We start from the raw sequence: 19,792 nt of genomic DNA, 5'->3' as shown, positions 1-19,792 counted from the left end.
TCCCCCTACGATCGAATGATAAGTTCAAACGAATGCCTTGCATGAATCGTAATCTGCAAGATGCGACTCTCTTTGTCGTAATTCCAAGCCGAGATTTCAGCTTCGCCGGAGCAAGTCAAATCCGTCGGAGACAAGGCAACCTGATGAAGCACCAACACCGTCTCCGGAGCTATGTCTCTTCCCGAGTGCACGAAATCGCAGCCGAGGCGTTTGCCTTCGAGTGATTGTTCGTAAGTCCACTCCCGCATGCTATATATGCCTGCCTCGAAATCGTAAGTTCGACCGTCATCCTCGTATAACGCGAATCGTCCGGATACCGATTGCCCTTCGGGGGCCGCGTAGACATGCAGGCTCATGGGCTCGACGGAAGCTTCGCCGGTATATTGCCGTAACGACTGTCTTGGGACGATCGCTCCCGCTTTCACGAACACGGGAACCGACTCGAGCGGGGCATCCGCGAGTACGGATTTTCCGCCATCGTACTTCTCTCCCGTACGTTCGTCGTACCATATGCCGTCCGGCAAGTACACCGCCCTCGAGGCTACACCCGGACGATAGACGGGAGCGACGAGCAAGGCATCTCCCAACAGGAATTGATCGCACACGTTATAAGCCTTGCGGTCCTCCGGATACTCCATGATAAGCGAACGCAGGATCGGCAAGCCGGTCGTATGCGCTTCATAGAACAAAGAATAAAGATACGGCATTAACTTGTAACGCAAACCGATATACTCGCGACAAATTTCTTCTATTTGATCTCCGAATCTCCAAGGCTCTTGGCGCGTGGACTCGATAACGCTATGATTGCGGAAAAAAGGGAAGAACGCTCCCATCTGCGTCCATCTGGCCACGAGTTCGCCAGATGCGTGATGCGAGAAGCCTCCTACATCCGGACCCGCGAACGCGATGCCGGACATGCCGAGGTTAAGCACCATCGGAATGCTCATCGCCATATGCTCCCAGAAGCTGCGATTGTCTCCCGTCCACACGGTCGCGAACCGCTGGATTCCCGTATATCCGGCGCGGGTAAGCACGAACGGACGCTCTCCCCCTAGTCCTCGCTTCATTCCTTCGAACGTTGCTTTGGACATGAGCAAGCCATATAAGTTATGCCACTCTTCGTGCGTTTTCGGATTGCCGTTATTGCCGTGAACGACATCCAAATCCATCGTCTTGCTCTCGTTGAACACCGACGGCTCGTTCATGTCGTTCCATATTCCGCTAATTCCTTGTTCGATATAGAACCGGTGACGGTCGCCCCACCATTCAGCGACCGCATCGTCCGTGAAATCCGGAAACGCGCTTAATCCCGGCCATACTTTGCCGATGAAAATATCGCCCTCCAGCTTGCGGCAGAAATATCCGTTCTTGACGCCTTCCTGATAGACGGAATATTTCGGATCCTTCTTCACTCCCGGATCTACGATCGGCACGAGCTCGATGCCAAGCTCCCGAAGTTCGGCCATCATCTCAAGCGGTTTCGGAAACCGCTTCTCATCCCAAGTAAACACCCGGTACTCGTCCATGTAGTGAATATCCAAGTAGATGACGTCGCAAGGAATCTGTTTCTTCCGGAACGTGCGGGCGATATCCAGCACTTCTTCTTGATTCATGTAGCTGTAACGGGATTGCTGATAGCCGATCGACCACATCGGCGGCATATAAGTCGTCCCCGTCAATACGCCGACGCGCTTTACCACGTCCTTGATGCTCGGTCCGTTCAGAACGTACAAATCCAATTCGCCGCTCTGGAGGCTGATCGTATAACGATCTTCGTACGATCTCATATCGAATGTCGTCCGACCTGGATTATCTAGTAACAGCCCATAGGCAGGCTTGCCGTAGTCATAATGGATCAGGAAGGGAATCGATTGATACAACGCGTCCGTATCCTGTACGTGCGGTTCGTAGACGTCGCTATTCCACATCTCGTAACGCTCGCCGTTTTTATCGAGAAACCCGGTTTTCTCTCCGAATCCGTAGAAGTGGGAATCGGCGGATTTCGTAGCCGTGAATGTGGGTTTGCGCTTGTCGTCCCAGGCTATCGCTTTCTCTTCCAGCAACATGACGCCTTCCGAATTGAAGATGCGCAAGGAAAAGGCTTGGGGATTCACCACCGCGTGCAACGCGTTCGACGAAATGACGATGTGGCCGTCTTTCTCCTCAACGTCTGCTTGTACGGGCTGGATGGCCGAAGCTACGATCGCGGCCGTCGCTCGCATATCGGGCGTCCCGCCGAAAAACAGTTTCACCCGAAGCGTGTTCTCGTTCACGAAAAAGAAGACGATGCTCGCAAACTCCCCGCGCAGAATGACGGTTCCTTCGCTTTCGTCTATGTTATGAATGGCTCCGATCGAACAGGAAAGGCTTGTTTCCTTCCTATCGCTCGGCTTATCCGGCATGATCGCCTCGCTAGTTAACATGTCGTTCACCTCTGATAGGGGAGAGGGTTGCCTCCTGCAAACTTTCGTTTGCCTTAGGCAACCCCCTACTAACCTATTCTACTTTGATGTTGTTATAGAATTTCTCTTGTACCGTTTTGGCTGCAGCATCGAGCTGAGCTTTCAGGTCTACACCTTTTTTGGAGAAGACTTCTTGAATGACATTCGTCATAGCCGCGTAGTAATCTTGCGTATTGAATTGCGCTTCCGGTTTGCCGTCCAGCAATGCCATCAATTCGTTGCTGTATTGGTATACGTTGTCGTATTTGTCGTATACGGCTTTTACTTTCGCGCCGTATTCGGAATCTTGTTTGAAGTATTGAATAACCGGCGGTACGAAATATTTGTTTTCCGTTTTGCGTTGTTTGATGGACTCTTCCGTCGAAGCCAAGCCTTTGTCGGAGAAATAATCGAACACGGCGTATTGGAATGCCAGTTGTTGTTCTTCTTTTGTTGCGTTCGGGTTGACGACGAGGAAGTCTCCGCCGAGAACGCCGGTGTGTTTGCCGCCCGAAGCGGATGCAGGCATTGGGTAAACCACGATATCTTCAGGTTTCATCCCGCCTTGGTTCAAACCTTGGTCAACCGGACCGTCAGGACCCGCGATAACCATTGCCGTTCTGCCTTGAGCGAACGCGCCAACCGCATCGCCCCAACCAAGAGCCCAGTCGGCAGGGATTACGTTGGCTTCTTTCAACTTGCTGTAGAACTGGAGTGCTTTCAAACCAGCTTCGGAGTTGAACGCTGCCGTAACTTTACCGTCGGCTACCGTTTGGATTTCGCCGCCAGCTTCGAACAAGAAGTTAGTCCAGTTCCAACCGGCTTCGTTGCCTTTACCCATAGGAGCGATACCCGCGATTCCTTTTTTCGGATCGGCAACCGCGGAAGCCGTTTTCAGAACGTCGTCCCATGTCCAGTCTAGCGCAGGAACTTCTACGCCTTTGTCTTTCAGCATTTTCGTGTTAACGACAGTGCCTACCACGTATCCTTGTTGCGGGATACCGAAGATTTTACCGCCGATGTTGAATTGATCGAGCAGGATCGGGTTCAGCTGATCTTTTTTGTCGTAAGAGTTGAATAAGTCCGTGATATCGGCCGCCCAGCCTTTTTCGGCCAAGAATTTACCTTCGGTAGCGTAAGTGTTGAACAACGTCGGCGCTTCGTTAGCGCCCATTTTGATGCCGATTTCGTTCGGGTTATACTGCCAGTCGCTCTTCACGACTTCAACGTTAGGGTACACTTCGTTGAAGCGTTTGATTTTATCGTCTTCCAGGGCGCGTTTTTCAACTTGGTCCGGAGTCGGATAGTAGATGCTGATCGTTGCTTTGACTTGCGTCAGGTCTACCGCAGGCGGTTCGTCGCTTGAAGGCGAAGGATCGGAAGCGGAATCCGCAGGCGTGCTAGCGGACGGAGAAGCGGCTGGAGAAGCATTGTTGCTACTGTTGTTCTTGCCGCCGCAAGCAGCCAGTACAAGGCTGAATACGATCAAGCAAGCGATAATCGTTGAAATCTTACGCATTGTTGTTATTCCCCTTTTCGTTTAATAGTTTTGCTTACACGCTCATCATAATGGAGGCGCATTCATCTAGGAAATGTGTATTCCTATTTCGATCATGTGCAGTTTTACGCATGCTGTGTTTTAACGTTATCCCTTCACGCCTCCGAGATGAAGACCGCGAACGATGTACTTCTGGAAGATCAAGAAGACGATGACCGGCGGAAAAGTAACCATGGATAGAATCGCGAACTTGATGTTCGTATCCAATCTCCTCACGTTAACGACGTACTTATAGATGGCCGTCGCGAGCGGATAATGATTGTTGTCCGACAGGATCAACGACGGCCAATACCAATCGTTCCATGAGCTCGAGAAGACGAAGATCGCGAGCGTGGCGAAGATCGGCACGGACAGCGGAAACGCGATTTGGAAAAACAGTCTAGGTTCGGATGCGCCGTCGATTCTTCCCGATTCGAACATCTCGATGTTGATTCCGTCAAAGAACGACTTCAGCAGGAGCAGGAAAAACGCATTCGCTCCGGCAGGCAGCCAGAGCGCCCAGAAAGTATTCATCAACCCGAGATCGCGCAAGTTCACGAAGTTCGGAATGATGTAAGTCGTCGGCGGAATGAACAACGTCATTAGGAAAAAGTACTGAATGGCCTTCTTGTACGGCACGTTCATCCTCGATAAGCTGAACGAAGCGAAACCGACGACGACGATCGTCATGAACATGTTGCCCGCGAAAATGAACAGCGTATTACGGGCGAATAACGGCAGTTTGATGTAAGTCCAAGCTTTATGATAGTTCTCGAAATGAATCTCCGAAGGCAGGAACGTCGGCGGGAAGGAGTTGACTTCCGCGTTCAGCTTCAAGCCGTTGAAGAAGATGACCAACAGCGGGTACAGCATCGTGCAGACCATGACGAGAATGACCAGCAACATGAAGCCATAGGCGATCTTGACTCCCGGCCTTTTCAGATCGTAATCCGAAATGATTCCTCTCTCTATTATCTTCACGCTTATGCCCCCTCTTTGTTGGATATCCGGTATTGAATTACCGCCAGCAAACCAAGCACGAGGAACATAAGCACGCCGAGAGCGGAAGCGGATCCGTAATCTTGACGCGTGAACGCGTATCTAACGACAAGCAAAGCATAAGTAAGCGTTGCGTTGTTCGGACCGCCGTCCAACAGCGCGTATTGCGTTTGGAAGCCTTGGGACGTCGCGATCAGTTGCAGCAAGAACAACAAAACGACCTGAGTCTTAATCGCCGGCAGCGTAATGTGGCGGATTCTACCCCAGATGCCCGCTCCGTCGATTTCCGCCGCTTCGTACCAATCGCGGGGAATGCTCAAGATCGCCGCGAGATAGATCAAGAGAGCCGAACCGAAGCTTTGCCAGGTTTCCATGATGACGATGGAGATCATCGACCACGCCTTGTCCGTCATGAACAGAATCGTATCGAAGCCGATATGGGAAAGAACCGCGTTAATCGGGCCAACCGGATCGTACAACCATCTCCACAGGCCGTACAGAACGACGAGCGGAACGACGTATGGCAAGTAGGCCGCAATCCGGGCGAAGCCCTGAAGGCGTCTCATCTCCGAGATCGCGATGGCGAACAGGATCGGAACCCAGAACCCGATCACGATGCCTAGCCCCATGTAATAAAGCGTATTTTTCACGGAAACCATGACCTCGGGATCTTTGAACACTCTCTTATAGTTTTCCCAGCCTACGAATGAATCCCCTTTTACGAAGTCGATGTGGTAAAAACTAAAGATTATTCCTTTACCGATCGGCATCCACAAGAAAGTGAAGAAAATGGCTACCGCGGGCAATAGGAACAAGTACCCCCAGATATATTTCTTCCACTTCGCGGGAGGCCGCTTAGGCAGGGAATCCAAGGGAAGTCTCGGAACTGCTGTTGTTTGATTCATTGTGTCTCCCTCATTCCTTTTCATCTACTGATATTCTCTATTGTAGGAAAAGGGAGACGACGTGAACATGTGCGTATCTATGTGGATCATGGGCGATCCTACTTCTTCATTTCGCTCGGACTGATCCCGAAGTATTTTTTGAATATTTTGCTAAAATGTTCCGGCGATTCGTAACCCACCTTCTCCGAGATTTCGTATCTTCGAAGATCGGTGTTCTGGATAAGACGCTTGCTCTCCTCCATTCGCAGCTTGATCACGTACTCCCAGAGGTTGATGCCCGTATTTTTCTTGAACAAGTAGCTGAGATAGTTGGGACTGACATGGTTTTTCTGCGCGACCTCGTTCAGCGTTAATCCTTTTTGGGCATAGTTGGAATGTATATATTCGTGCGCCCGTTCGACGATCAAATTGTTCTGGGCCGCCAAATCCTCTTCCGTCGGATCCTCGGTGAACAACCCCCATTTGAAGTCGCCGAAATAAAACACGTGGTGATCCTTATGCTCCTTATTCCATACGATCGCTTTATTCACCTGATTGTGCAGCTCGGGCAGAAACTCTCTCCCCTTCAGAATCTGACTAATGCCGACGGTGCTTTGGAAACCGAGGAACTTATGGACGTTGAAATGCAAGCTGCGCCCGATCATCTCCAGCTGATTAATTTTGTCTATGCTGGAATCTCCGTATCTCGCTTCGTCCCACTGCGCGATGATGCTGACTTCTTGGCCGGAGGAATAAAACGATTGGTGGTCCCATTCCTTGTCGAGCAATTCGTTCACGATGTTCAGGACGGCATATTGCAACAACCTCGCGTCCTTCGCGTCGATTACCGTGCCTCTCGCGGTCGCATCGAGGTCCAGACGAATTTTCACCATGGCGAAATACGGTCCGTTCAAGCGAATATCATTCGCTTGCTCCAGCTTGATCACTTCCGCGTAACGGTCTTCCGTGAACGGCTCCGTTACGAGTCGGTTAAGTACTTCCATGCGCTGCGGAATCGGTTGATCCATGCGGAAATGCTCGCGCAAATCCGAGATCAGCTCCTTCTGATCCTGAACCGGCCTGTCCATGTGCAGCAGCACGTGCCGCACGGAGTTCAGCAACTGCTCGCTGTTGATCGGCTTGATCAGATAGTCCCTTGCTCCTAGCCGGATGGCCAATTGCGCGTATTGGAACGTCTCGTGCGCCGAGATCACGATGACTTGAACCCATGGCTTGATGATTTTCGCTTGTTGCATAAGCTCGATGCCGCTCATCGCGCCCATCTGGATATCGGTGATGAGCAGATCGATCGTTTCCATCTTCAAGTAATCGAGCGCCTCGTATCCGTTATTCGCGGTATACAGATTCTGAATGTTTAACCCGGATGATTCCAACAGATTCGCGAGTCCTCTGCAGATGAGCGGTTCGTCGTCCACGATTAAGATGTTGTACACGGCTTCAGCCTCTTTCCCTATTGTTCGTCATTGTGATCCGCGATCGTCCGCTTCGGAATGAGGACGACGACCCTCGTCCCCTCCGGTTCGCGCGCCTCGTAACGAAGGCCGTAATGATTGCCGAAGTGCAGTTGAATCCGCTTATTGACGTTCTTGATTCCGTAACCCGAGGAAGATTCGGACGGGTCGTCCCTAAGTACTCCGTTAATCGCAGCGTAGTCGACTTCTTTGTACCCGTTATCTTCTACGGTAATGCATACGTTACCTCCATCCGGACGAACCCTGACGATGATTTCCCCATCGTCACCCATGTTCATGACCCCGTGGATAATGGCGTTCTCGATCAGAGGCTGCAACGTGATTTTCGGAATCAAGTTGCCGGTCACCTCATCGCTCACTTCCCACCTTATCGCAAAGCCGTATTCATACCTTTTCTGCTGCAAGCTCGTATATGCCGTCGCATGTTCTAACTCTTCCTCGATCGTAATGAGCTCTCTCCCCCTGCTGAGACTGATCCGCATGAGCTTGGACAGCTCCTTGATCATTTCCGCCGATCCGGTGTTGCCTTCCAAGGAGCTCTTCCAATAGATGCTTTCCAGCGTATTGTATAGCAAGTGAGGATTAATCTGCTGATAGAGCAGCCTGAGCTGGGATTCCTTCTGCCTGATCTCCATGTCGTATTGGTTATGTATCATGTCGTTAATCCGGTTCGCCATATTGTGAACGGAATAGATCAGCACTCCTACCTCGTCGTTCCGTTCGCGCTGGGGCGCTCTGGCCAATGGTTTGCCGGGCTCGTGGGAGCGGGCGAACATCGCGAGTTTCCTAAGCGGACTCATGAGCGATCTCCAGAAATACATCATTACGACGATCGCGAAAAGGGAATATACGATCGAGATCGTCTGGATCACTTGCTTTAAGGCACTCTGCTGCTGTAGCAGAGACTTGATCGGAATCGTGTACACGAGTTTCTGGTTGATCGCGTATTTCGTATGTACCACATAGATGGCATCGTCCGTGATCGTGTTCGTCGTCTCTTCCATCGAGCTGTCCGTGTCCATGCCTTGCGGTAACTTCAGCACTTGCCCCATCGTATTGTCCGTCGAAGCCAACACTCGGTTGGACCAATCCGTCAAATAGATTTGGCCGCCTTCCGGCAGCGAAACGGTAGAGAACGATTCCTCGATCTTCTTGTCCATCTTCGTCGCGACGAGTACGCCGACGACGCTTTTGCCGTTCGTAATGCTGTTCACCGCTCGCAAATAGGCTAGCGTTTCTTGGTTCGCCTTCGGTCCGAAGTTGTCGATTAACGCGAGCACGCCCTTGCCCTTCGCCTTAAGCGCATCTTCGATCCATGGCGTCTTCATGAGGTCGGAATAGAAAAATACGGAGGAATTGTTGTTCTGCTTGTCGATGTCGGGAATTGCCGGGGCGAACTGGTAGTTATTGTCCGGATCGTATACGAAAAGGAAATAGTATACGGCCTCGCCGCCGAACAAACCGACCGAGTTGCTGCCCAGCATCGTGTTCATCTCGCCGTATTTGACGACCCGTTCGAAGTCCGTCTCCTCCCGGTCCGTTTTGATCATGCTTTGGGTGATCGGGTTCTGGATAATCGTAGTCATGATCCGGCTGACCGTGTCGATATCCCGATTGATCAGGAAATGGTTTTGTTTGTTCAATTCCTCGTAGGCGCTCGTCACGTGCTCTTTAAGAATGCCTTCCGCTTTCGTGTTCGCGTACCAGTTCAGAATGAATACGGGGCTGACCAAGACCAGGAACAATAAGATCAATTGCTGCCGCACGTTCATTCTCGTCAAAGGATTTTTTAGCTTCGGGCTCATTCTCTTGCCTCCAACGGTTGGTAGAAACCCTATTATGCGCGCATTTCTATGCTTCTTGGAGAAGGATGTCGGAAGTGCGTACAAGTTCGCCTATTTTCCGTAGAATAACACATTATCACGATTAAGATAGCCCTTACAATTATAGATAGGTAACCAGTCGAGGGGGCGTCTTCATGCTTATGTTCAGATCGGTAAGCGCGAAATTATTTATTCTGTTTTTTGTTTCGACGTTTGTGTCCGTTCTCCTTGTCGGTTTGATCTCGTATAACAAATCCCAATCGATAATCGAGCGGAAAATGGAATCCGTGTCGCAATTGACGGTCAAGGAAGCTTCGGAAAAAATCGGTTTGATGCTGAAACAATTCGAGGATATGAGCCTGCAATTTTCCACGAGCCGCGACCTGCAAGACCAGTTATCCTCGGTATTCGATCCCTCGGCCGACCCGGCCGATCAGATGAAGGCCAAGATGGCGATACAGGAAACGTTGAACCAGATCGCCAGGACGAATACGTTCATTAAATCCATCACGTTGTTCAATACGTTAAACGAGACCGATACGATCTCGTCCGTGTCCACGGGATTGACGCAAATCGACCGGAAATCCGAATGGTACAACAAAGTCGTCGGCATGAAAGGAACCGCGCTCTGGCTTCCGATGGCGGACAACGGCTACACGGGATTGGCCAAAGGTAATTTGTTCGCGCTTTCCAGGATGATCAACAAATCGCTCATCCTCTTCGAGATCGATGCGACCTTACTTTCGCAAACGTTGGATACGATTCATTTCAGCGAATCTTCCAAAATGATGCTAATCGACGATAAAGGCCAGGTCCTGTTGTCTTCCGCTCCGGCGGACGCCGGTCTGAAATTTTCCGTCGAAGCGGAATCCGAAGCTAATCTGGTCGTATCCGAGCCGCTCAAGAAAACGAACTGGTCGCTAACGGGCATCGCGCCGCTGAAGGAACTGGTAGCGGATACGAAAGTCATTCGCAACCTGACCTATTGGATGTGCGCGATCGCCGCGATTGTTGCGATCGGAATCGGTTATCTCGTCGTTCTCTACATAGGCAAACCACTGCTCAAAATTCGCAATCGGCTTAACGAAGGGGCGAGAGGCAATCTCGATGTCAGAATGCAGCTTAACCGCAAGGACGAGATCGGGGAAGTCGCGAGCAGCTTCGATACGATGATGCAGCAAATGAAGCGACTGATCGAACAAACCCGGATATCCGCGCACAAGGTTCTAAACACTTCGTCCACCCTGCTCCATGTCTCTCAGAATACGGCGAATTCCTCGGACGAAATTTCCACCGCGACGGGAGAGATCGCCCAAGGTTCCACGCAGCTGGCGGCGGAAGCCGATCAAGTATCCCACATCGTCGAGTCGATGAACGCCGACTTGTCCAGCGTCGTCACCGCGACGGACGAGATTAACGTTTCCTCGCTGGAGGTCAGATCCGCCTCTTCCGAAGGCAAGCAGTTCATGTCGGACGTCGTCGAGCTTACGCTCGAATCGGAAGCGTCCATCGACCTGCTCGTGAGCCGGGTAGCTAAGCTCGAACAGAGCACGGAAGCGATGCAGAGAGTGTTCGGCATGATGAACAAAATTACGAAGGATTCCAAAATATTATCTTTGAACGCGGGAATCGAAGCGGCGCGTTTCGGGCAGATGAGCGGAGGATTCAAGGTAATCGCCAAGGAAATGGGGCAACTGTCCGACCAAACCCACGATTCTCTCTCTACCGTAAATCAGATGACGGAGACGATTCAAGACGAGATTTCCCAGACGATCAACGCGCTCAAGCAAGCCTTGCCGCAGTTGCAAAGCCAGATTCAATCGGTCAAAACCGCGAACTCGATCTTCTCCAAGGTGTACGAGAAATCGGAAGCTTTCACGCACCATGTGGATCAGATCAAACAGGACGTGCACGAATTGGAATCGAAGCAGCGGCACTTGAACCGTTCGATCGCGAACGTGAGCAGCTTCTCCCAGCAAGCTTCCGCTACTTCCGAACAAGTAGCCGCGCTCAGCACGGGGCAACTGCAATCCAGCAAAGAAGTCGTAGATATCGCCAAGGAGCTTGAGAGCTTGTCGTTATCGCTCCAGGCTACGCTGGGAGAATTCAGTTCCAGTTCAGGGAAATAGGCGGAAAAACGCCGAAGAGAGAGCAATCGATTATCGATTGCTCTCTCTCTGTTATTGCTCGAATAAGATGCACAAGTCTCGCTCCGAGCAGACATTTAGTTGGACTAACTCAAACTACGACGCGACGAAGGAATCCTTTACTTGCACTTCACAGCCAGTTTTCGTAGCATTCGTTTACTCCGCGTACATTCGGCTAACGCCTGTCCACCGTTCTCCCGGCTTGAGCCCGATTAACCCGGTTTGCTCTGCAGGCAGATCGATGTTCGGGGCGTTGACCATGCCGGTCTGCGGTTCCGGACAGAAAAACTTGCCGTTCGCTACCGCATTGTACACCATCCAATGCTTGTAAGCATCGCCCGCATCGTACACGAAGCGCGTTCCGGCTTTGTCGTCGTAAATGCTCACGGCGTTCTTACCGTTAACCGGCGAGGATGTGTAATGGTTGTCCAAAGCTTCGAAGTAAGGATTTCCGGTTCCTTGACGAAGCAAGCTTTCTCCCTCGTTTAACGAAAACTTCTGTCCAGTCGTTAACTGCCGGGCATTCAGATCCCAGCGTTCCCCGATCGCCAATCCGACTTGAATGTCGGCAAGCTCGCTTCCCGGAGCGAACGGCGCGTTCAAAGTCGTATGGAAACCAAGCATGAACGGAATCGTCTCTTCGCTCTCGTTCACGGCCTCGAAAGTCTGGCGCAAACCGTCGGCAGATACGGCGAAAGTATGATGGAACACGACGCGATGCGGGAAAAAAGCGAATCCCGGATGGCTCTCGTCGAAAACCAGCTTGACCATTACGCGGCTTTCCGTTTCCGTGCTGGCAATCTCGGCGACTTCCCATTCCGATTGATAGACGAAGCCGTGAATATGATTGCCGGTTTGCGGCTCGTTAATCGGCAAGCGATACGAGCGGCCGGCGAATTCGAAGGCGCCTCCATCGTATCTGTTCGGAGGGAAAAGCACCGGAATCCCGTGCAGCATCGGTTTCTTCATGAATGCTTCCCAATCCGCTCCTTCCGGTTCGCGGATAAACCGGTACCCGCTCTCGTCGTCCCGGAAAGAAATCAGGTTGCCTCCAATTGTCGGCAGCATGATCGCCGAATAGCGTCCGTGCTTCAAATAAACCGCCGGAACGTTTTCATATGTACCTTGCTTCGCGTAATGCTCAGTCATCGTCGTCTTTGCTCCTTCGCTATTCGCTCATTTGTTCGAGTATATAAGCCTGCAAGGCTTAGCGTCAACCGAAGAAATTCGACCAACGAAACAAAAGGTACCCCGACGTCCGGAGTACCTTTCTCTATATCCTTATCAATCAACCCGCCAGCTCGTCTAAGCCGCCTACGACACGGTTCGCCGCGCCCAGATTAGCCGGACTCCCGATGCCGACGACGTACATGCCGGCCGCGATCGCGGCGGCGACGCCCGCTTCGGCATCTTCGAACACGGCGCATTCGTCGGGTTTAAGCCCCAGCTCCCGGCAGCCGAGCAGGAACACCTCCGGATCGGGCTTCGCTTTCGCCACCTTCGTGCCGTCGACGACCGCGTCGAACAGATCGGCGATCCCGACCTTCTCGAGAATAAACGCCGCGTTCTTGCTCGCGGAACCGAGCGCGATGCGAACCCCCCTTTCCTTCAATCGATACAAATAGTCCTTGGCGCCCGGTAACAGCTCCGAAGCGTCCATACGCCGGATATATTCGAGGTATCGCTCGTTTTTCTGCTCGGCTTTCGCTAGCTTCTCTTCTTCGGATATAGATATTCCTCCGACTTCGAGCACGATTTCAAGCGAGCGCATCCGGCTTACGCCCTTCAATCGTTCGTTATCGGCTTCCGTAAATTCGAAGCCCCATTGATCCGCGAGTTCTTTCCAAGCTAGATAATGATACTTAGCGGTGTCGACGAGCACGCCATCGAGATCGAACAAAGCTCCTTTGATGTTATCCAGCAAGCCCGTCACCTCTTTCTTGACCGCTCGCCGATAGCGTTTCGCTTGTTCCGGGCTCGACCGCGAGTTCGTGTACGCCGTCGACAAGGAACGTTACCGCCGATCGGTTGCCCGCTTCGGCGCGAATGAACACCTCGTTCCGGGTTACGCGAACGTTAAAAGATTGACCTCGAATCCGCAACGGGAAAGCGATCGATTGCCATTGTTCGGGCAACGAAGGATTGATTCTAACGACTCCGTCCTCGTAATGAACGCCCGCAAACCCTAGAATGGCTGCCATCCATGCTCCGCCGTTCGCCGCCGGATGCGTTCCTCCGATGTACAAAGTACCGACGTATTGCTTGGAATCCCCGGTCAAATCGATCGTCGCCGTGCGCAAGAAATACTTGTAAGCCCAATCCGCATAGCCGATATCCGAGGCGACCAACGCGTAGATGCAGGAGCTTAAGCTAGACCCGTGCTCCGTTCTCGGCTCGTAATACTCCCAGTTCGCCCGTTTCACCTCGCGAGAATAACGCCCTTTGAAAAGATGCAGCATGAGTACGACATCCGCTTGTTTCAAGATTTGCGTCGATGTCGCCAGTCCGTTGCCGCCGCCTAAATATTCGTTCTTGTTCAAGATGCGCGTCTTAAGCGACGCCAGATCCACGTCCTCCAGCTTCGAGTATCCGTCGAACTGCTCGATGACGAGCGAATCGGCTTCCGGTTGCGGAACGTACAGATCGTCGAACAGCCGGATTAAGTTGGCCAGATCGTTGCCGTAATCAAGTTTCTCCATCAGTTTCCGATATTCGTCCGGATGCTTAACTTCCAATAAATCCAATGTCCGCAGCGCGATCTCGATCGTCTTAGCGACAAGCGCGTTCGTAAACGCGTTATTGTTCACCCGCTCGTGGTACTCGTCGGGTCCGGTTACGTCGAGTATCTCAAATCGAAGTTTCTCGTCTTTATAGTAGGAATACGAGTAGAAAAACCGGGCGCATTCCAGAATCGCTTCGGCCCCGCCTTCGAGCAGGACGCTCTCGTCTCCCGTGAACTCGTAATACTGCCAGATGCCGTAGGCGGCGTCCGCGCTAATATGGACCTGCTTGTCTCGGAAATACGTCCGCATCGGCCGATTCGTGAACACGTCCGTAATGTTGAACAGCGTGCAGGCGTCATCGCCCGTATCTTGGCTTTCCCAGGCGTAATAGGCGCCTCGGTAGCCGTACTCCGCCGCCTTGCGCCTTGCTCCGTCCAGCGTATGGACCCGATACATGACCAAATTCCGGGCTACCTCGGGCTGGCTGTGAAGGAAAAACGGAAGCATAAACATCTCCGTGTCCCAGAAAACGGCCCCCTTGTACACTTGACCGGACAGCCCGCGGGCCGGAATCGACACGCGCTCGGATGCGGTCGGTGCGATAATATGCAACTGGTATAAGCTGTAGCGGAGCGCGAACTGCGCTTCCTCGTCGCCTTCGATGGCCACGTCCGACTGCTCCCATTTTCGCTCCCACTGCCGCTCGTGACGGTTCAGATGCTCCTCGTATCCAACCGACACGGCCGAACGCACGCTGGCGAACGCCTCGTCCGATACGCTTTCCCGATCCTCGCCGAATCGTACCGAAACGAACTTCGTGAATCCATAGGCGACCCCCGCGGCGCATTTTATGGAGATTGCCCGTTTAATCGTCTTGTCGTCCTTAAGGCACGCTTGTTCGAACTCTCCGTCGGTTACGATTCCTTCCGCGACCGCGACCGTACGCCGAAGCTCATGCGTAATCGCGGAAATTCCAATGACGCCTTCTTTTTCGGCCGCCTCGTATTGCTCAAGATGAGGACCGTTAATATCCCACACGTCGCCGTCGATTCCGGTATGAACGAGCAGGTCGCAATTGTTCGCGCAACGGATTTCTACCTTCATGACGATGAGATCAAGCCGTTCCATGCTAACGAACCTTTGCGTTCTCAGCTCGATTCGATTGCCGGAAGCCGTCAAGAATACCGTCTCGCGGGCGAAAGTCGCATTCCGGATGTTGAGGGTTTGCTTATGCGTCGCATCGTTCGCGGTAAGCAAGCTAAGCGGCTCGCCGTCGCATACGATTCGCGTCGATAACCCGTTAGGCGCATTGATCGGCTCCCGCCATTGATCGCCCACTTTATCGTACAATCCCGCCAATGTCGTTGCCGTCAACTGATCTTTATCGAATTCCTCCAACGTACCCCGATAACCGATCGCGCCGTTACCCAGCATGTATTTATTGCCGTTCGTAGTGACGCGGCCAGGATCGAATCCCTCTTCTTCGACTATCCAACTCATACCGGTTCCATCCCTTCAGCTCGAAATCTAACCTCCATTATGAAGGCACGAAGGGAAAGCCGACAGGAGCGAAATTATCGAAATGATGTTCGATTCCAATGAGTTAGCCAGGCCATCGCCGCATCCAAGGTGATGTCGAGGTTGGACTTTCCGTTCGGATCGACGTAGGGTGCCGCTTCGCGAAAATAGTCCGCATGCCCGCCAACGATCGTTACCGCTACCCGGGTTCCCGGCGCTTGTCTGTCCCGATATCCGTGCGTTCCGAACCAAACGACGGGATCTCCCGTCCTTCCGCTCTTTGAGTCGCTACCCTTTCTACCCGATGCGCTGATCGTCAGCACGTTCGGGCGTATCCATTCCGCGATGCGAGTTCTTGGAGAACCGATCATTGCGACCAAGCAATTTTTCCGGGCGCCGCGCGACATCAGCACCTGTGCCGCATGCAAAGCTGCGATGCCGCCTCCGCTGTGTCCGACCAGCACCGCGATATCGGATTCCTCTTTGTTCTCGCCGCCGCGACGATCCCCGGCATCGCGGGACAAAATCGATTCCACCGCGCGCATCCCCCCGATCGAACGGGCAACGCGGGATTCATCGGCTCCTATCCGCATATCGGATTGAATCTCCCATAATTGCGGGAGTTTCCCGCGGCTCCAATCCCCGTATGGGAACAGCAGCTCCGCGCGGGTTACCCGCCCTCCCAATCTTTCCAGTCCGCCGCGCATGGCGACGCGTAGCCCCTCCATGAAACGAGGCGCCGTCGCGAAGCCCGCGAGCATATAGATTTCATAGTTAACGACCGCGTTCGCGGTCGAATCGTTCCGCATCGATAATCCTCTCCATATCCGACGGATGATCCTCCCTGAACCACTTGACGAGCAGCGGCGGGTCGATGTCGGACAGCGCGGCGACGGACATTTTCTGATTCATCGTCACGGATCCTTCCGCGCTTCCGATCAGTTCCATCGCATAGCGGTCCGCCGAGGATTCCGCTTGTCTGGACACGTAGTTCGAGATCGGCAACGTCGCGAAAGAAATTACGGACAAGATCAGCAACGCGAGCGGCAAGGCCGCCATGTCCGACATCGAACGGATCCCCCATTTCTCGCCCCGTCGGCGTATGGCGACCCGGTAAATCCATCCCCCGATAATAAGTAATACAAGCGAAGAGCCGACCGCGCCGACCGCGCTCCATTCCAGATGATGCTTAACGTAATGCCCCATCTCGTGCGCCATGACGAGCAAGATCTCCTGCTCCGTCAATTGTTTCATTGTCGTATCCCAAAGCACGATCCGCAGCGAAGAGCCGATGCCGTTCACGTACGCGTTCATCGCGTTCGTTTTCTCGGACATGTCGACCTCGTATACCCGATGCGCCGGAATGTTCGCCTTGGCGGCTAATTCGAGAATGCGCTCTTCCAGGCGCGGGTCCGATAACGTCGTAAAGTGATTGTAGAGCGGGTCGATGACTACGGGCTGCACGTACATCATGAACGCGGTAAACGGAATTGACAGCAGCCACAGCTTCAGCCACCATCGCCCGCCCTTGGAAATGACCCAGAAAGCCACTGCCGATACCGCGAGCAACGTTACGTAGCCGATTCCGAAAGCGATCAGCTTGTCCCTGAGCCAACCGAGCGCGGGTTGGGTCGAGATTCCGTATGCCTTCGACAGCTTATATCCTAATATGCGCAGCGGCAAATACAGCAGGAAAGACGCCGCGTTTACTAACAACACGTAGAGAGGAAAACGAATAACGAGCGGCAGTCCGAGGCGTTCCAGCCGCTCTCTCCATGACCGCGCCATTCCGCCCGCCAACAATAGGAAATAAATGAACCATTCCCAAGGTCCGCTCATGAAAAATAGCCAATTCCTTACGGCGTTTAACGTCTCGCTATTATGCAGCTGTTCCGGCGAGTAAAACGTAGACGGATCCGCCGCCGTTCCCTCATAAGCTGCCGGCACCCGGTTCGGCGACGTATACCAGACATAGACGGCCATTACGACGGCGTAGATCACGAATATCGCCGCAAAGCTCCATAATCCCGTTCGATTGCGCATTCGCATGGTCAAGATCACGTTCCCTTTTCGTTCAGTTGGAAAGATCATACCATTTTCCTGTGCGGATGTTCCATGCCGCAGGGCTTCATCCCACATAAGCTATTCGCAAGGAGGAATACGAATGCCTCAATATCGCATTATCGTCGACCTATCGGACCGGGCTCTCTACTTGCTCGATGGCGATATCGTCGTCCGCTCGTTTCCCGTCGGCATCGGCAAAATGCTGACGAAAACGCCTGCGGGCGAGTATACGATCGTCGATAAACAAGCAAATCCCGGCGGGCCTTTCGGCGTATTCTGGATGGGTTTGTCCAGGCCGCATTACGGTATTCACGGAACGGACGATCCCGCTTCGATCGGCAGGGAAGTGAGCCACGGCTGTATCCGGATGTACAACGAAGACGTGCTGCAGCTTGCGGCTATCGTGCCGATTGGAACCCGCGTGACCATTCGCCCTTAACCCCCCGTATATTCTGCCTCTTTTATGCCGAGATTGGTGATATCGTTAACCAATTGAGAGGCAGGGCGACAACATCGTGACGCAACGGCGCATTACTTGGTCTCTGGCGGCGATCCTAGTATTGATAGTTGTAACCGTGTTTTTGTGCGAGCACCCGTATCTCCACATCGGAGCTTCCGCTTACGCCGACAAGCTCAACCTCATTCGCGATTACGCCAATCAGAACGATTGGAGCAATTCGCAAAAAATGAGCGATAACATGAAAAAGGCGTGGAAGAAAAGCCAGTCGCTTATGGCTACCAAATGCGCGGACGTAGATTTCTCGATCTTAAACGCGTTCTTAACCGAACTGCAACGCGCGGTCGAGTCGCGCAACCTGCATGAAGTCGGGCGACTGTCCCGCGTCAGCGTCATGCTGTTCGATCAGATGACGTCTATCGCTTTGCTTAACGAACGAGATGAACGGGTTCCCGGAGGTTGGAAACGGGCTTGAGTCGGCACGGGTCCGTTTCTTTGTACGAAAAATAGTTACTATATAATAGTATATTAGGTACGGTTCAATACATTAAGTGAGTATCGTTTCACTTCTTCCCTAAGCGAAGATGCTACGATACAATGCTTTTGTACGGACGTGCCTTCTTTTTGGCGTGCGCGCGTTTCCGTCCAAACTTGAATCTGAGAGGATGATCCGATCATGAAATATCGTCGCGTAGGTCGTAGCGGCCTTAAAGTTAGCGAAATCAGTTTGGGAAGCTGGCTTACATACGGAGGTTACGTCGAACAGGAGCGAGCCGCATCCGCGATTCGCAAAGCCTACGAGCTCGGAGTCAATTCTTTCGATACCGCGAATGTTTACGAACGCGGAGAAGCCGAGAAAGTCATGGGAGCGATTCTGCGCGAATATCCGCGCGAGAGCTACGTACTGGCGACCAAAGCCTTCTGGCCGATGGGCGAAGGACCGAACGATCGCGGGCTCTCGCGCAAACACGTCTCCGAGCAGATCAACTCCAGCTTAAAACGGCTTGGACTGGACTACGTCGATATCTTCTACTGCCATCGTTACGATACGGAGACTCCGATCGAGGAGACGCTACGCACGATCGAAGATTTCGTTCGGCAGGGCAAGGTGCTCTACGCGGGCGTCAGCGAATGGACGGCCACGCAGATGCAAGCCGCGCTCGGCACGGCGGACAAGTATTTGCTGGACCGGATCGTCGTAAGCCAGCCCATCTATAATATGTTCAATCGCTATATCGAGAAGGAAGTCATTCCGCTCGGCGAGGCGGAAGGCATCTCCCAGATCGTATTCTCTCCGCTCGCTCAAGGCTTGCTTACGGGCAAATACGATTCAGTCGCATCGATTCCCGGCGACAGCCGCGCGGCCAAGCTGGAGTGGGTCAAGAACGGCATCACGGAGCAGAAGATCGATGCCGTGAAGAAATTGTCCGGCATCGCGCGAGAGCATAGCCTGACGGTGGGCCAATTGGCGCTCGCCTGGATTCTTCGTCAGCCTAACGTCGCCAGCGCGTTAATCGGAGCAAGCCGTCCCGAGCAAGTCGAAGAAAACGTCAAGGCTACCGGAGTCGAGCTGTCGGAAGAGACGTTATCTTCCATCGATACGATTTTGAACTCCGTCACGGAATAAAGAAATAGCAAAATCACATTTAAAACGAGAATTGGTGGTACAAGGATGATTCCTGTACCACCAATTTTCCGTTTATATG

At 52.7% G+C, this 19,792-nt stretch carries 15 protein-coding genes; 4 read left to right on the top strand and 11 right to left on the bottom strand.

Annotated features, from left to right (window positions below; all coding sequences use genetic code 11):
• Window positions 1–5: 5 nt before the first annotated feature.
• The 6 genes from D7Z26_RS07600 to D7Z26_RS07575 all read right to left on the bottom strand — a co-directional run bounded on the left by D7Z26_RS07600 (window position 6) and on the right by D7Z26_RS07575 (window position 9,159).
• On the bottom strand, window positions 6–2,423 hold the full coding sequence (locus D7Z26_RS07600; protein WP_120975497.1) for a glycoside hydrolase family 31 protein: 2,418 nt from the start codon (window positions 2,421–2,423) through the stop codon (window positions 6–8).
• 73 nt (window positions 2,424–2,496) lie between these two features.
• Entirely contained in the window at window positions 2,497–3,960 is a 1,464-nt protein-coding gene (locus D7Z26_RS07595) for an ABC transporter substrate-binding protein (protein WP_120975495.1), read from the bottom strand.
• Window positions 3,961–4,086: 126 nt separating this feature from the next.
• A complete protein-coding gene (locus D7Z26_RS07590) occupies window positions 4,087–4,953 on the bottom strand; it encodes a carbohydrate ABC transporter permease (protein ID WP_120976498.1) in 867 nt (288 codons plus the stop codon).
• 8 nt (window positions 4,954–4,961) lie between these two features.
• Window positions 4,962–5,882, bottom strand: coding sequence for a carbohydrate ABC transporter permease (locus D7Z26_RS07585; protein WP_120975493.1), 921 nt, complete (start codon window positions 5,880–5,882; stop codon window positions 4,962–4,964).
• 98 nt (window positions 5,883–5,980) lie between these two features.
• Window positions 5,981–7,315, bottom strand: coding sequence for a response regulator (locus tag D7Z26_RS07580; RefSeq protein ID WP_120975491.1), 1,335 nt, complete (start codon window positions 7,313–7,315; stop codon window positions 5,981–5,983).
• 17 nt (window positions 7,316–7,332) lie between these two features.
• The gene (locus D7Z26_RS07575) at window positions 7,333–9,159 is read right to left on the bottom strand and encodes a cache domain-containing sensor histidine kinase (RefSeq protein WP_120975489.1); all 1,827 of its coding nucleotides are present in this window, start codon (window positions 9,157–9,159) and stop codon (window positions 7,333–7,335) included.
• Window positions 9,160–9,332: 173 nt separating this feature from the next.
• On the opposite strand from D7Z26_RS07575, the gene D7Z26_RS07570 reads away from it, so the two are divergent.
• Window positions 9,333–11,306 carry a methyl-accepting chemotaxis protein gene (locus tag D7Z26_RS07570; protein ID WP_120975487.1) on the top strand — a complete coding sequence of 658 codons (1,974 nt, stop codon included), beginning with the start codon at window positions 9,333–9,335 and terminating at the stop codon, window positions 11,304–11,306.
• A gap of 174 nt (window positions 11,307–11,480) precedes the next feature.
• On the opposite strand, the gene D7Z26_RS07565 is transcribed toward D7Z26_RS07570, so the two are convergent.
• From D7Z26_RS07565 to D7Z26_RS07545, 5 genes are all read right to left on the bottom strand, one after another.
• Window positions 11,481–12,473: an aldose 1-epimerase gene (locus D7Z26_RS07565; protein WP_120975484.1), complete on the bottom strand. Its 993-nt coding sequence runs from the start codon at window positions 12,471–12,473 to the stop codon at window positions 11,481–11,483.
• Window positions 12,474–12,612: 139 nt separating this feature from the next.
• A complete protein-coding gene (pgmB, locus tag D7Z26_RS07560; protein WP_407643495.1) occupies window positions 12,613–13,245 on the bottom strand; it encodes a beta-phosphoglucomutase in 633 nt (210 codons plus the stop codon).
• The gene (locus D7Z26_RS07555) at window positions 13,238–15,547 is read right to left on the bottom strand and encodes a glycoside hydrolase family 65 protein (protein ID WP_120975481.1); all 2,310 of its coding nucleotides are present in this window, start codon (window positions 15,545–15,547) and stop codon (window positions 13,238–13,240) included. Before D7Z26_RS07555 ends, pgmB begins: the two co-directional genes overlap by 8 nt.
• A 74-nt stretch (window positions 15,548–15,621) precedes the next feature.
• Window positions 15,622–16,374 carry a hypothetical protein gene (locus D7Z26_RS07550; protein WP_120975479.1) on the bottom strand — a complete coding sequence of 251 codons (753 nt, stop codon included), beginning with the start codon at window positions 16,372–16,374 and terminating at the stop codon, window positions 15,622–15,624.
• Entirely contained in the window at window positions 16,340–17,614 is a 1,275-nt protein-coding gene (locus D7Z26_RS07545) for a M48 family metallopeptidase (protein ID WP_233566773.1), read from the bottom strand. The genes D7Z26_RS07550 and D7Z26_RS07545 overlap by 35 nt, the downstream gene beginning before the upstream one ends.
• 115 nt (window positions 17,615–17,729) lie before the next feature.
• Here D7Z26_RS07545 and D7Z26_RS07540 point away from each other — a divergent pair, with 115 nt between their 5' ends.
• The 3 genes from D7Z26_RS07540 to D7Z26_RS07530 all read left to right on the top strand — a co-directional run bounded on the left by D7Z26_RS07540 (window position 17,730) and on the right by D7Z26_RS07530 (window position 19,713).
• On the top strand, window positions 17,730–18,068 hold the full coding sequence (locus D7Z26_RS07540) for a L,D-transpeptidase (RefSeq protein WP_120975477.1): 339 nt from the start codon (window positions 17,730–17,732) through the stop codon (window positions 18,066–18,068).
• Between the two features lie 76 nt (window positions 18,069–18,144).
• Entirely contained in the window at window positions 18,145–18,561 is a 417-nt protein-coding gene (locus tag D7Z26_RS07535; protein WP_158602242.1) for a hypothetical protein, read from the top strand.
• Between the two features lie 201 nt (window positions 18,562–18,762).
• On the top strand, window positions 18,763–19,713 hold the full coding sequence (locus D7Z26_RS07530; protein WP_120975473.1) for an aldo/keto reductase family protein: 951 nt from the start codon (window positions 18,763–18,765) through the stop codon (window positions 19,711–19,713).
• The last annotated feature ends 79 nt before the right edge of the window (window positions 19,714–19,792 follow it).

This window comes from Cohnella endophytica, assembly GCF_003628305.1.
GTDB classification, from domain to species: Bacteria; Bacillota; Bacilli; order Paenibacillales; family Paenibacillaceae; genus Cohnella; species Cohnella endophytica.
Note: the sequence above shows the minus strand (reverse complement) of the source record. Positions and strands in the feature narration are given on the sequence as shown.